The sequence below is a fragment of the Pseudalkalibacillus sp. SCS-8 genome (genome assembly GCF_040126055.1).
Taxonomy (GTDB): domain Bacteria; phylum Bacillota; class Bacilli; order Bacillales; family Fictibacillaceae; genus Pseudalkalibacillus; species Pseudalkalibacillus nanhaiensis.
Genome location: NZ_CP143541.1, coordinates 1,470,061 through 1,483,316, shown reverse-complemented (window position 1 = coordinate 1,483,316; position 13,256 = coordinate 1,470,061). Strand labels below are relative to the sequence as shown.

Sequence of the window (13,256 nt, the reverse complement as noted above, 5' to 3'; positions counted from 1 at the left end):
GTCACCTTTCTTTTATTTCTCTTTTAAATTTTTCAAATAATCAAGGGCATCTTTAAAGGTTTTTACAGGTACGATCTCCATTTCAGTACCAATGTCTTCAGCAGCTTCCTTTGCATTCTTATAGTTCCCTGCGCCTTCAGGTGCGAAGAAAACTTCTGCTCCTGCGTTATCTGCTGCGACGACCTTCTGCTTGATACCTCCGATCGGACCTACCTCCGCTTTTTCGTTCATCGTTCCTGTTCCGGCTATGTTATACCCTTTCGTCCAATCGACCTCGGTCAACTGGTTATAAATTTCGAGCGTGAACATCAATCCTGCAGAAGGCCCACCGATTTGAGCCGTATCGATTTTCAACTTTGGATCTGTTTTGATTTCTGTAAATGTCACCGGGTAGGTGATACCGATGCCCGCTCTTTCTTCATCCCCTTTGTTGACCAATCGTTCCGGAAATGTCTTCAGTTTGATTTTGACATTCTCGACACCATCATTTCTTTTGACGGTCAACTCGACTTCGTCTCCTTCATCAAACGCCTTCAATCGTTTGACTAGCTCCTCAGCTGTCTTAATTTCTTTGCCATTTAATGCGGTGATCAAATCACCGACTTCTAAATGGTCAGCTGCTGGCATACCGGATATGACCCCGGTAATGAATACACCTTTATTCGTAATCTCGATATTTTTGTCCGCTTCTTTATAGGCTACAATCGTGGCTGCGTGTTGAGAGCTTTGCATTAATTGGAGTTGGCGAGTCTCATATTCTTCTTCTGTTTCATCAGAGCCCTTTACATGATCCTCGGGGAAGACCTCATGATATTCACGGAGCTTCGCCCACAAGAACTCTGCAGCATTCGCTTTCCCGACAAGAACAGTCGTCAACATAAAGGAGCCTTCCGCCTTGTTTCCATCCTCTACTTGTATGATTGGTGAGAGAAGCTTCGCATCTCCTGGCTGAGTATGATAATAAGGTAATGGTAGAAAGGCGATTAAAACGGCTAATAATACGACGGCCCATGGCCACTGTGTTCTAATTTTCTTCATTCTTCTGCCTCCAGTTTTGTATTGCAGCTTCGATATCCACGAGTTTATCTTTCGTTTCCATCTCTCCGATTTCTATAATTTCATCAATATCTTTAAATGCTGAGGAACTGAAATTTTCTACTAGAGGCCTGATCAATACATCCGTCGTAATCTCGTGGGCTTTAACAAGTTCACGTTGCATAATATCGATGCTTTGCATAATGACATCAAATATCGTGTTGATTTCTGGATTTTCTTTAATGTGGGAAATATCGACTGCAATGATGATATCCGCTCCCATTTCTTTGATTACGGAAACCGGTACCCTGTCAATCACGCCACCATCTACGAGTAGACGGTCTCCCATTCGTTGGGGTACGAATATGCCAGGCACAGCTATGCTAGCTCTTACCGCATCAGAGATCGGACCTTCTGTGATGACCACCTTTTCAGCACTAAGCAGATCCGTAGTGATGACGGAAAACGGAATGTTCAACTCTTCAATCCTCTTTCCTTGCGTAAAAGCATGGATGAGCTGCTTGACTTTATTTCCGGAAACGAAACCCATTTTCGGTACGGTGTAATCCATGTAATATCTTCGGCGAAACATCCTGGCCATTTTAATCATTGTTTTTGGTTCATGTCCTGCACAATAGAAGGACCCAACCAGTGCCCCCATACTGCTGCCAGCTATCATGTCGATCGGTATACCCGCTTCATGGAGTGCCTTCAACACACCGATATGGGCAAACCCTCTAGCACCCCCTGAACCGAGAGCCAGACCGATTTTCGGTTTATCCAAAAGCCTTACCTCCTTACGATTGGCAACCCTGCAGTACGCTGGTCTATTCTTTCATTCAATACGTATAAATGATAAGGACAACCTATTTTCTAACCTACCTATTCTAGCCTATTCATGAGGAGGCTTTAGATTGTACCGTTCACGGATAAAAAATGTAATCATTGCTGGGCTGACGACGTTATTCGCTGTTTCCATCATGGTATCTCCTAAAGCAGCCTTTGAATCGTCATTGCAAGGATTGACCATGTGGTGGGAGATCGTTTTCCCGTCCTTACTTCCTTTTTTCATCATCAGTGAATTGCTGATCTGTTTTGGAGTCGTAAAATTTATCGGTGTTTTAATGGAGCCGATCATGCGCCCTCTGTTCAAAGTGCCCGGGTCCGGTGGATTTGTTTGGGCGATGGGGCTTGCATCCGGGTTTCCAGCGGGAGCAAAATTGACCGCCCGTTTACGTCAAGAAAAGGAAATCTCCCGTGTCGAGGCTGAAAGGCTAGTATCCTTTACGAACTGTTCAAATCCCTTATTCATCTTAGGAGCTGTCTCCGTAGGATTCTTCCATAATGCAGAGCTAGGTATCCTGCTCGCCGCTGCTCATTATCTCGGAAACATATTTGTTGGGTTTATCATGCGTTTTCACAAAGAACCTATGCAAACGAAATCGATACGGCGACCCAAGGCAAAACGAAACCTGATTACATATGCGTTGAACGGAATGCATCAAGTAAGGGAGATGGACCCCCGGCCATTCGGAAAACAGATGGGAGATGCCGTCAAGCATTCTATACAAACCTTACTAATGATCGGGGGTTTCATCCTTTTATTTTCTGTATTGAACAGAATGCTAGCAGAATTTCATATTACAACGGTAATCGCAACACTATTAACATCCGTCTTCATGTTATTCGGATATTCTCAAGAAATCGTTCCACCATTCATATCCGGCTTGTTTGAGATAACACTCGGCAGCCGTTTGATTAGTGAAACATCCGATGCAATGTTATTACAGCAAGCTACGATTGTAAGCTTCATCCTAGCCTTCAACGGTTTTTCGGTACAGGCACAAGTGGCAAGTATTTTGGCCGAAACCGATATCAGGTTCCGGCCGTTTTTGTTGGCTAGAGTTTGCCACGGGTTCATTGCGGCATTTTTGACAGTCATTTTGTGGAAGCCGTTATATTCTAATCATAATGGAAGTGGGTCCGTCGTGGAAGCCTTTGCTTCACATCCATCCATCTCATGGATTTACGGGGCATGGGATCACTTATTGACAATCGGGGCTGCCTTGACTTTCGTAAGCTTACTTTATTATTTGCTCCTTCAATGGCGCACCTTAAGATGAAAAAGGTGTTGTTCATATCATCGTGTTTCAACGAATCAGTATGTATGGTCAGGATCAGGATGAAAATTTCTCCTTCAATGCTTCTTCCACTACTTTCGGAACGAGGTCCGAGACTGGGGAATGATATTTTGCCACTTCTTTTACGATACTCGAACTTAAGAAAGAATATTGATTATTGGTCATCATAAAGAACGTTTCGACTGATTCATCCAATTTCCTGTTTATGGATGTGATTTGCATTTCATATTCAAAATCGGATACTGCTCGAAGACCACGCAAAATGACTTTGGCACCTGTAGTCCTGACATAGTCCATCAATAATCCATTACAGGAATCCACTTTAATATTTGGAAGGTCTTTTGTCGTTTCCTTGATCAACGCCATTCTCTCTTCAACACTGAAAAGGGATTGTTTACTCTGATTGTTGGCAACGACGACAATCACTTCATCAAAGACTGCTGCACCACGCGAAATGATATCAAGATGGCCATATGTAATTGGATCAAAGCTGCCTGGACATATTGCTTGTTTCTTATTCATTAAACCTCTTCCCTTCTTACCCGTTCACAAATATTGTTACCGCTGTCGTACTATTATATTGCTCATACTTCATCAATTTACAAGAACCGATTTCATCTGGCAGCTGCAAACGAGCATCGTGCTCAGCCACAATCATCGCTTTCGGTTCAAGTAGCTCATGTTCTGCCAGAAATTCGATTTCTTTCTGGATCTTTTGCTTTTTATATGGGGGATCTAAAAAAACATACCTCAGCTTTATATCCCTTTTTCGAAGCGCTTTCAAAGCTCTGTAAGCATCATTCCGGAATACTTCTACACGCTCCTCCAAGTCCAATGCTGCAACATTCTCCTTGATTGTCTCAATCGCCTTAGGTTCTACATCGACAAGGATGGCACGTTCCACACCTCTGCTTAAAGCCTCGATAGACAGTGCGCCGCTGCCACCATATAGATCGAGCGAAATGCCCCCTTCAAAAAAAGGACCGATCATATTGAAAATGGATTCTCGTATCTTATCTGATGTTGGTCGAGTCCCTGAACCTGGAACGGACTTCAACCTCCTACCTTTCAATTCACCAGAGATTATTCTCATTTAACCTTACCTCACGTCGTTTTATTTTCCTCCACTATCCTACCACAAATAAGTATAAATCTTAAATAAGGTGTATAACCACATTTGAACTGTACAATAATAGGATTAACAACATCATACGTGGTGTTGTTAGTTGAACCACGGAGTAAGCTTAATTTCCCCATAGGCTTAACTCCGGTTTCTCCTCTCCCATTGTTCTGTTCCTACGGCAAACAAACATTTCAATGATGTTTTTAGCATGTAAGGATATGGAACAGCCCGCAGGCAAAGTACCTGCGGGCCTTTTTTATAGATCCTCACCCTTCCTTCGTTCACACCTCGACCTTTTCATGCTACAGTAAAGGATGAACAGAAAGGAATGATTCTTATGATACAACGATTCATTGAATTAGGAGAAGGATATTCTGATCTTTATGAGCTGATTGAATTAGCGGATTCGAATGCACAGCGTGTCAAACGATTCATCGCTTTGAAGACTGTAATTAAAGAACAAGAGGTTTGTTCATTGGCCATTACAATGGACCCGGCCGGCGAATCCAACTTCCAGCCAATTTACATATGCCGTGAAGGCGTAAAGGAACATTCAAAACGCTGGGAGCTTTTCAATGCCTGCGCTCAAAAGCATGGTAAAGAAGTCCAAACCCTTGAAGTAAGACCATCCACTGAATTTAACGAAATCGCTTTGTATTATCAATATTTAACTGGAATCTTACGGTTGCAGCATCTCATCCCGGCTTGGCAATAGATCTTTATAATCCGATTTTATAATCGTATTCCTTCGCCTTATCAGGCATAGCATTTTGATACTCCGTCTTGATATAGGCTTTATGGGACGGCTCTACTTTCTTGACGAAGTGAAGTTTTTCAAGCTTCTCGATTACTCGCTCTTTTTGGGCGGTATCGCAATAAAGGATCGCATATTTCATCCGCTTCGATACGTAATGCACATTTCCATATTTACGAAGCTGTTTTATGTATTTTAAAGAGTGAAGCCAAATCGCTAAACCTGTTCGATTTGTCAGCATTTTCATACTCCTTTGCTTCAGTTTTTTACAGTCTAGCATGAAGGACTGTTCCATTCAATTGTTTGTCAAACATTCTTGTTAAGGGGTGAGGCAGTGGACCTTGAAACGGTATGGACTTCTTTCGATCGCCATTTGACTAGAGAAGAGCGCATCGAAACGATTTCAAAAGCCATGATGGCTGGAATTCCTTTTGTTTACCTGACTTTTACTGAAACCATTCACAAGAAAGAAGCAGAACGAATTCTTGAAAAAGCTGCTGTGCAATCCATGAAAGGAAAACGGCTTCAATCCGAAATGATTTATGTACGCCAAGAAGGAAGGACATTCGTTTATCGTTGTCGATTTTATGTCCCAAACGAAAAGATGTTTTGTTGCGGTAATCTTTGTCATGATTGTATCCGTTTCAAGAATTAACTGCATCTATATGGATTGAAAATGAGGTCTGACCATTCCAAATGTGTCAGACCTCTTATCATTGCAATCATCCACAACCGCATGAGCCGCCTGAACCGCAGCCTCCACCACAGGACATATTATCAAAGAACGGGTTGCCAGTCGGGACTTTAATGTTTTTTGAAACCCTTCCGGCAAGCAATCCACTTATTTCATTCAAAAGCTTCTCTAATTCTTTTTCTGCCTTCTTGAATTCGGTCACTGAATCAAGGAGATCCATTTCGCGTTTCAATACTCTGATGTCTGTGGAAACAGTTTTGTAATCCGGATGATACTTACCAAATCGCTGCACTTCTTCATACTTTTCCTTCATCTTGATGAATTCGGAAATGAGTTTCTGTGCTTTTTTATCTTGTTTCAGCTTTTTCTTTGCTGATAGATAATTTTGAGCTATATCGGAATGGACGACCATTTTGGCTAATTCATCAGCTCCGTCCAAGATTTCTATACCTTCTAAAGTTGCTAGCATTTCACTACACCTCCACCCTTTCTTTGGGTCTACACCCATTATGCCATATGTACCCCATGCATTTCCATGTTCTCAACCTAAACTGCACATATTTTCATCACAAAAAGGAGTGACACAACATAAAAATGGAACTATAATTTTCTCGTTTAGTATACTTTAGGGGATAGCGAATTGAAACTAATTACATTTAATCCATTTCGGACGATTGGTTTACCAGGTGTCCAATATATCAAACCGGAACTGATGTTTAGAGAGACTGATAAACTGAAGGAAGCCGACGTTATTTTGTTTCCTGAGGGCTGGCAAGTTAACGCCATCCAATACGGATTGAAGAAACCCATTTTTCCAAGTCCAGAAACCATTCAACTCGGCTACGATAAAGTTGAAATGACCCGTGCTTTTTGGACGATTTGTCCTGAGCATGTTCCGTATACAGAGATTTTGGGCAGGTCTGAAAGGAACATCCAATACATTTTGGACACCTTCCCATTTCCGTTTGTCGCGAAAGAACCTAGGAATTCCATGGGTAGAGGCGTATTCCTCATTGAATCGAAAGAGGATCTGTTAGCCTATGCAGAGCATAATCCTACCCTGTACATCCAGGAATACCTGGAAATGGAACGGGATCTCAGAGTATGCGTTGTTGGAGATGAAATCGTTGCCGCTTACTGGCGTTCAGGTGAAGGGCGATTTCATAATAATATCGCCAGAGGCGGGGTCGTCCAACACGATCATATACCGAAGGAAGCTTTGGATTTAACGATCCAAGTCGCAAAGGAATTAAATATCGATCATGCTGGATTTGATCTGGCGATTGTAGATGGACATATCTATTTCATTGAATTCAATACCTTGTTCGGGAATGAAGCGATAAGGGAGATGAAAATCAATCTTGAAGAAAAAATACTCCAGTATCTGCTGAAGAAGTTCCAGCCGTTACATCCACCGAATCCTTTCGGGAAAAAGGTGATTTCAGAATTAAGCTCTTAGAGAACGTGTTTTTATGGAATTTGGATGAACAGTTGTTTCTCCATTCCATCGATTTTTTCTCCTTCTCCATTGACCAACGTAATTTTGATATGGTGATTTCCTTTTGAAAGATTTTTAACGATGAATGCTGCTTTATGAACAGGATAGGGTTTCTGGTGATCAATCGAGATTGCCAGATGCCCTTTTTTAGGATCATTTGATTTTCCCTTGTCTGTAAATGTAAATCCGGGAACATAGCATTCAACGAACACATTCCCGTTGGCGACCATATGCCTTACGGTCATCGTCAATTCAGAAGTGGTATTCGTCACTTCGATCGCTTGGAATGAATCTGGTTTGGATAGGATTTGCACAGGCTGGATGCTCCGGTCCTGGGTGAATTGACAGCCTGACAACACGAAAAGTATGACGCCTAACGATCCGATTTGATTGAATTTCATATACGTGCACCTCCTCACCCGATAGGTTTTACTGGATTCAGATTTAATATCCGTAAGACTTCGAGAGAGAATTCATGCCCATATGTAAAAGGTTGACTCATAAGTGCTTTTCTCAAACTGTTCGGATTTACAGCTTGAGAGTACAACACCTCTTACCTGAGTCAACCTTCCTTATTGCTTAACAAATAATTCCATCAGCCTTGAGATGGACTCGATTTGTCCGTGTAATCGATCTACTTTCTGTCCGAAAGTTTGACCGTAGAAATACTTCGCTTCGGTTTCAAGCTCCTGCAGTGAAGCTGGATTTCGGGACAGCTTCCGATACCACTCCGGCTGTTCGCGGATGATGAATTTAAGATCCGGACGCTGATCTAGATACTCAATGACTTCTTTACGCATCCTCTATCTCCCTTTATGTTAATCTTTGAAGTAATGATTAAACGGATTGTTCATCGGCGGCCTTGACGGTCCCTTTGACTGGAATTGTTGGAGCATTTCTTGTATCCCCGTCACTGCTGAACTGAATTGAGACACATATTCTCTGACTTCCTCGATATCAAGGTTCTTGAACATGTTCAACAATTCTCCTACAGATAGATCGTTAACATTCTTACTTTTCGTTTTCACTTTCTTTTTTGACGATACCCCGATATTCCGCTCAATATATTGACCCCATTGCTCATGTTCTTCCCCAAGCAAATTCCATTCTGTAAAAACTTCCTGCCAGGATTGATTGCCACTTTTAACATGATCGATTAATCCAGGGTGTGAGCGTACAAACATCTTGAATTGTTCGACCTTTTCGTTGTTCTTCGCTTGCTTACTCACTATAATGCCTCCCCATTACGTTCAACTCAATCTACAGTATATAGTACAACGTGGGACGCTATTATGTTCGCCTATTTTCTAGTTGCACGACTTATTTTTTCATTGATAAACTTAAAAGACGTGAAAAAAGAAAAGAGGTTCTTATATGGATATGAAAAATCGGTTGATGGAAAAGCTTGAAAAAGTTATCAATACTTCCTCCAATGTGGACATGGAAGTTCTCGATCAACTTTTGAGCGGATTGGAACAAAAGAATGCAGGCAACTATACAACCTACATAACAAGCTTCATGCAAACGTCTATGTCGGTAGAGGATGACATACTGGAGATGACCATTCCCATCACCCCATTTCTAAACAATTCCGTCGACATTGTCCATGGAGGATTTACAGCCACTCTTGCAGATACAGCCATGGGTACCCTTGTAAACAAGAAAATTGATAAAAACCGTGTAGCCGTAACAGCAGAAATGAAATTGAATTATACAGCACCTGGTAAAGGAGTCCAACTGCGTTGTAAAGCCTCGATTCTCCACCTTGGCTCAAAAACAGCTGTAACGGAGGCTAAGATCTATGATGAAAAAAACACCCTCGTTGCAGCAGCCTCCGGGAGTTTCTATCTGATCCCAAGATAAAATTTGCAAACAAAAAAGAGTGGCCTGTTCGCCACTCTTTCCTCGTCAATAAGGAACAATGAAGTTCTGAGTATAATATTTGTCATATACACCCACCCCAAGATGAGTAAATTCTTTGTTGAGCATTGCTTTCCTGTGTCCCTCACTGTTCAACCATCCGATAACCGCTTCTATACCATCAATATAATTGGCTGCAATGTTCTCCCCTGCTTGAATGAATTTCACATTTCCTTTATCCAGTCGGTCAGATAGATCACCAGACATTGGTGAATCATGAGAGAAGTAATTCTCTTTCTTCATTTCTCGACTATGTCCAAAGGCTACAATGGACGTCTCTTCATGCCATTTTAAGGGAACCAGTCCGTAACGTTCGCGGATGACATTCGTCAAAGTGAAGATCTGTTTCTCTTCCGCTTCGTTTATTCGGCTTTGTTGCTTGGCGTTCAATTCAGGTTGTTCAATCAATTCCCCTCGATACTCTAGTGAATAAGGTCTTTGTATAGCCAGTACCTCCTCAGCCATGTACCTAACACCTACGAGCGTATCATTGAAGCTGTCGAAATATAGTTGAGCCCAAACGCCATCAATCTTGACGAGTGGTCTGATTTGTAGTTCTTCATCGGTAAGCTGGAACTGATAGTCATTTCCCTTCACGCGTAATTGGACGTTTTTCTTAAACGTTATATCTTTCGGTATATCAGAACGCTTCTGTCCAAGCTTCAAAGGTGAAACATCCACACTTTTTCCGATTACAAGGGTGGTGACGACCTTGCCTTTGTCCATCCCGAACTGGACATATTGGCTAGAATCCAAATCGTAGATCCACCAGTCATATCCGTATGGGGAAGGAGCAATTTGATTAGGTTCACCAAGTTCAGATATCAATTCCTCTTGATTCATGGAGAAGTAGCGTTGAACACCCTTGATCGGCTGTTTCATCTCCGCATTTGTGGATTGGTCTTCGGCCTGCTCGATCTGTTCATCGGAAGCGGAACGCTTTTCCTTCAAATCAGGGAGCATTGAGAGGTCCTCATAAACAACGCTTAGTCCTACCATGATGAAAGCAATTACGATGATCATTCCAAGTCGCTTCATTATACCCTCCCCCGATTGCCGATAATCTATGATTACTTTTACATTACATGAAAGCAGATAGGTTGTCTATCATACGGTACATGCCTGCTACTCCCATCTTATTCAATCGTCCCTCTATTCATACTCGCAAATGCACCTTTAAAGATGAATGGGAAATAAATAAGCTTGTAGAGTAACATATAGCGTTCTCTACAAGCTGGTTTCAGTGATGAGCCTGCTGATCGGGTTCCGCTTCGGAGATATCCGTCAGAGCTACACCTGCTTGTTGATTTGATTCTCGATGCATGGCAAGGTCACCTAAGGAGATGATACCTGCAAGTCGATTTTGTTCAACTATCGGCAAGCGGCGTATTTCATGTTTGCACATGAGATCGAGGGCTTCATCTACCGTCATATCTGGCGTACCTGTTACAATATGATCACTCATGATATCGGTTATCTTCGAAGCATTCGGTTTCTTTTCAGCTACTCCTCTAATCACAATATCACGGTCGGTGATCATCCCGACCAGCTGATCATTCTCACAAACAGGAATGGCACCTACATGATCATTTTTCATCTTTACAGCAGCTTCATAAACATTGTCTAGTGTCGTACAGTAATCCACATTTTTTGTCATGATGTCTTTTAGCTTCTTCACACTTCGACCTACTTTCTAATAAACATTTGTGTCCAGTAGTATCGACCTGAACCGCCTTTTGCATAGCCGACACCAATGTACGTATAATTCGAGCTCAGCATATTCTTACGGTGACCAGGACTCTTCATCCAAGCATTGACAACGGCCTGTGCAGAACTTTGCCCCATTGCGATGTTCTCACCAGCAGAGGAATAGTGTATATTAAAGTCTCTCATCATCTCAAAAGGGGAACCATATGTCGGGGATTGGTGAGAGAAATAGCCATTATTCTTCATATCATTTGATTTGTATCTGGCTACTCTTGACAACTGCCAATCCGCTTTCAAAGGACCTAATCCATTTTCGGCTCGTTTCTTATTTGTCAACTTGATGACCTCTCGCTCAATCTCTTTAATTTGTTGCTTTCGAGGAACATATACCTTATCACCAGGGTAGATCAAGTCGGGATTTTCAAATTGTGGATTGGCATTAATGATTTCTGATAATCCAATTTGAAACCATTTTGAGATTTTCCATAACGTATCTCCTGACTTTACAATATGGACAGATTGCCCTTGCGCATGCGCAGGTGCATGGAAAATGAACAATCCAGCTGCCAAACATAAAACGGCGAATAACCATTTCTTCATTCTATCTCCTCCATTTCACCGTTTAGTTTGACCAATTTTTCAATTTCTTTTCAAGCTTGAACATTTTTTGTATCGAATAAAGAGGTGAAACATTGCATCTTAAGACATTTCATACTATTATAGTGAAGGAAGAACCTATCGAAGGATGTGGAGGATACCTCATGAAATTTGAAGAAATCGGCTTGGCCGGTAAAGTACTTGACTTCGAAATGCTTGAGCACTTGATGCATGAAGTTGGTTTCATTCGTGCTGGCCAGTGGGATTACGAACGAATTACATATGATCACAAGTTTGAAAACATGGATACGGGTGAAGTCTTCTACCTGCGAATTCCATGTGTCGCAGTGGAAGGTGAAGTCGAAACATCCCACGCATTGATTAAAGTAATGGAACCTTACCTAGGCAAACATTATTATCCTCATGGCGTGGAATACGATGAAGACTTTCCAAAGAACACCGTAAACACATGTAAGAAGCTTCTTAATCAATTAAAAGAGGAAATTGAAAAGCATCACTCCAATTAAGAAGAAGGTCTGGCTCATTATGTCAGACTTTTTTTATTTCCAACGGATTTAGGCCAACAGGTTTATAAATTTATTATGTCGACAAAAATGATAAGGATTAAGTGGATTATTAGAACAGATGGCTGTTCATAATTTCACATAACACATATAATATAAGTAAGGAGTTTTCGGGGGAAGGGGGACTATATTGAAACAACTAACAACACGGAAACGCTGGCTCATCTATCTACTTATTACAATCATTATAATTGCGGCATTTATATGGATTCTACCGATTTCTCTCCCTATTGTGTTCGCCATACTGACAGCCTTCATACTCGAACCCGCGGTACGAATGTTTCAGTATCGACTATCCATCAAGCGTAACCTTTCAGTATTTATCGTTTTTACCTTATTCTTGGTCTTGATGGGGATCGGCAGCTACGTACTCGTGACGAAAGTGATAACCTCAGCAATCGACTTTGTTGAAAATTCACCTACGTATATATCAGAAGTGAACAATGTCTGGGATGACATCGAGAAGAATTTCGAGAAGGCCGCACAGGATTTACCTGAAGAATTCGTTATTGAAATTAACAGCCAGGTCAATCAATTTTTGGAATCGTTACGAGGGAAACTATTAGAGAAAAATTACATTGAATCATTAACTTCAATTGTATCACTTATACCTAGTTACTTAGTGAGCATCCTGGTCTATTTGATTACGTTGTTCCTTTTCTTACTTGAATTTCCGAGATTGCACCGCCGCTTCTATGCCCATCTCACAGAGAAGACCGCAGAAAAAGTACATTTTATGTCAAAACGACTATCATACGTTGTTTTCGGCTTCTTAAAAGCTCAATTTCTTGTTAGTATCGTCATTTTCTTGGCTGCTCTGATCGGATTGTATATCATTGTACCGGATGTTGCGTTATTAATGGCATTCATCATTTGGATCATCGATTTCATTCCGATTATCGGTTCGATCATCATTCTTGGACCATGGGCGATTTATTATCTGCTGGTGGGGAATATTGTTTTAGGAACAAAGCTAGCTGTATTGGCTGTGATTTTATTAATCATACGAAGGACAGTTGAACCGAAAGTGATGGGTCATCATATCGGACTATCTGCTCTCTCGACATTGATTGCGATGTACCTAGGCCTGAAGCTAATCGGCCCGATGGGTTTCATCATCGGTCCAATGATTCTCATCGTATTCAATTCAGCTCGTGAAGCAGGTATTGTAAAAACCAATTTCAAGATTTAAAGAAAAAAGGG

At 41.5% G+C, this 13,256-nt stretch carries 19 protein-coding genes; 7 read left to right on the top strand and 12 right to left on the bottom strand.

Features of this window, described 5'->3' with window-relative positions; translation table 11 throughout:
* Positions 1-12 precede the first annotated feature (12 nt).
* Together V1497_RS07690 and V1497_RS07685 are read right to left on the bottom strand one after the other, a co-directional pair.
* Complete coding sequence (locus tag V1497_RS07690) at positions 13-1,038, bottom strand: SepM family pheromone-processing serine protease (RefSeq protein WP_349410393.1); 1,026 nt, start codon at positions 1,036-1,038, stop codon at positions 13-15.
* Positions 1,025-1,819 (bottom strand): patatin-like phospholipase family protein, encoded by a 795-nt coding sequence (locus tag V1497_RS07685; protein ID WP_349410392.1) that lies wholly within the window; start codon positions 1,817-1,819, stop codon positions 1,025-1,027. The genes V1497_RS07690 and V1497_RS07685 overlap by 14 nt, the downstream gene beginning before the upstream one ends.
* Before the next feature lie 130 nt (positions 1,820-1,949).
* Here V1497_RS07685 and ylbJ point away from each other — a divergent pair, with 130 nt between their 5' ends.
* Positions 1,950-3,158, top strand: coding sequence for a sporulation integral membrane protein YlbJ (gene ylbJ, locus V1497_RS07680; protein ID WP_349410391.1), 1,209 nt, complete (start codon positions 1,950-1,952; stop codon positions 3,156-3,158).
* Positions 3,159-3,212: 54 nt separating this feature from the next.
* On the opposite strand, the gene coaD is transcribed toward ylbJ, so the two are convergent.
* On the bottom strand, positions 3,213-3,698 hold the full coding sequence (gene coaD / locus V1497_RS07675; RefSeq protein ID WP_349410390.1) for a pantetheine-phosphate adenylyltransferase: 486 nt from the start codon (positions 3,696-3,698) through the stop codon (positions 3,213-3,215).
* A gap of 16 nt (positions 3,699-3,714) precedes the next feature.
* The gene (rsmD, locus tag V1497_RS07670; protein WP_349410389.1) at positions 3,715-4,269 is read right to left on the bottom strand and encodes a 16S rRNA (guanine(966)-N(2))-methyltransferase RsmD; all 555 of its coding nucleotides are present in this window, start codon (positions 4,267-4,269) and stop codon (positions 3,715-3,717) included.
* Positions 4,270-4,636: 367 nt separating this feature from the next.
* Between rsmD and V1497_RS07665 the strand changes: the two genes are divergently transcribed.
* Positions 4,637-5,014 carry a methylthioribose kinase gene (locus V1497_RS07665; RefSeq protein ID WP_349410388.1) on the top strand — a complete coding sequence of 126 codons (378 nt, stop codon included), beginning with the start codon at positions 4,637-4,639 and terminating at the stop codon, positions 5,012-5,014.
* 4 nt (positions 5,015-5,018) lie between these two features.
* Here the strand turns inward: V1497_RS07665 and V1497_RS07660 are convergent, their stop codons facing one another.
* Positions 5,019-5,294 carry a YlbG family protein gene (locus tag V1497_RS07660; protein ID WP_349410387.1) on the bottom strand — a complete coding sequence of 92 codons (276 nt, stop codon included), beginning with the start codon at positions 5,292-5,294 and terminating at the stop codon, positions 5,019-5,021.
* 93 nt (positions 5,295-5,387) lie between these two features.
* Here V1497_RS07660 and V1497_RS07655 point away from each other — a divergent pair, with 93 nt between their 5' ends.
* The gene (locus V1497_RS07655; protein ID WP_349410386.1) at positions 5,388-5,708 is read left to right on the top strand and encodes a hypothetical protein; all 321 of its coding nucleotides are present in this window, start codon (positions 5,388-5,390) and stop codon (positions 5,706-5,708) included.
* A gap of 67 nt (positions 5,709-5,775) precedes the next feature.
* Here V1497_RS07655 and V1497_RS07650 read toward each other — a convergent pair whose 3' ends face one another.
* Entirely contained in the window at positions 5,776-6,216 is a 441-nt protein-coding gene (locus V1497_RS07650) for a YlbF family regulator (protein WP_349410385.1), read from the bottom strand.
* A gap of 171 nt (positions 6,217-6,387) precedes the next feature.
* Between V1497_RS07650 and V1497_RS07645 the strand changes: the two genes are divergently transcribed.
* Entirely contained in the window at positions 6,388-7,206 is an 819-nt protein-coding gene (locus tag V1497_RS07645) for a hypothetical protein (RefSeq protein WP_349410384.1), read from the top strand.
* A gap of 11 nt (positions 7,207-7,217) precedes the next feature.
* Here V1497_RS07645 and V1497_RS07640 read toward each other — a convergent pair whose 3' ends face one another.
* The 3 genes from V1497_RS07640 to ylbD all read right to left on the bottom strand — a co-directional run bounded on the left by V1497_RS07640 (position 7,218) and on the right by ylbD (position 8,474).
* A complete protein-coding gene (locus V1497_RS07640) occupies positions 7,218-7,646 on the bottom strand; it encodes a hypothetical protein (protein WP_349410383.1) in 429 nt (142 codons plus the stop codon).
* Between the two features lie 171 nt (positions 7,647-7,817).
* Positions 7,818-8,045 (bottom strand): YlbE-like family protein, encoded by a 228-nt coding sequence (locus V1497_RS07635; RefSeq protein ID WP_349410382.1) that lies wholly within the window; start codon positions 8,043-8,045, stop codon positions 7,818-7,820.
* A gap of 18 nt (positions 8,046-8,063) precedes the next feature.
* Entirely contained in the window at positions 8,064-8,474 is a 411-nt protein-coding gene (ylbD, locus tag V1497_RS07630) for a spore coat protein YlbD (RefSeq protein WP_349410381.1), read from the bottom strand.
* A gap of 145 nt (positions 8,475-8,619) precedes the next feature.
* On the opposite strand from ylbD, the gene V1497_RS07625 reads away from it, so the two are divergent.
* Positions 8,620-9,108, top strand: coding sequence for a PaaI family thioesterase (locus V1497_RS07625; RefSeq protein WP_349410380.1), 489 nt, complete (start codon positions 8,620-8,622; stop codon positions 9,106-9,108).
* 45 nt (positions 9,109-9,153) lie between these two features.
* Here the strand turns inward: V1497_RS07625 and V1497_RS07620 are convergent, their stop codons facing one another.
* The 3 genes from V1497_RS07620 to safA form a co-directional block, all read right to left on the bottom strand.
* Positions 9,154-10,203 carry a CAP domain-containing protein gene (locus tag V1497_RS07620; protein ID WP_349410379.1) on the bottom strand — a complete coding sequence of 350 codons (1,050 nt, stop codon included), beginning with the start codon at positions 10,201-10,203 and terminating at the stop codon, positions 9,154-9,156.
* Positions 10,204-10,405: 202 nt separating this feature from the next.
* The gene (locus tag V1497_RS07615; RefSeq protein ID WP_349410378.1) at positions 10,406-10,843 is read right to left on the bottom strand and encodes a CBS domain-containing protein; all 438 of its coding nucleotides are present in this window, start codon (positions 10,841-10,843) and stop codon (positions 10,406-10,408) included.
* Between the two features lie 8 nt (positions 10,844-10,851).
* On the bottom strand, positions 10,852-11,472 hold the full coding sequence (gene safA / locus V1497_RS07610) for a SafA/ExsA family spore coat assembly protein (RefSeq protein WP_349410377.1): 621 nt from the start codon (positions 11,470-11,472) through the stop codon (positions 10,852-10,854).
* A gap of 161 nt (positions 11,473-11,633) precedes the next feature.
* On the opposite strand from safA, the gene V1497_RS07605 reads away from it, so the two are divergent.
* Entirely contained in the window at positions 11,634-11,996 is a 363-nt protein-coding gene (locus tag V1497_RS07605) for a YugN family protein (protein WP_349410376.1), read from the top strand.
* A 187-nt stretch (positions 11,997-12,183) separates the two neighbouring features.
* Entirely contained in the window at positions 12,184-13,245 is a 1,062-nt protein-coding gene (gene ytvI / locus V1497_RS07600) for a sporulation integral membrane protein YtvI (RefSeq protein ID WP_349410375.1), read from the top strand.
* The last annotated feature ends 11 nt before the right edge of the window (positions 13,246-13,256 follow it).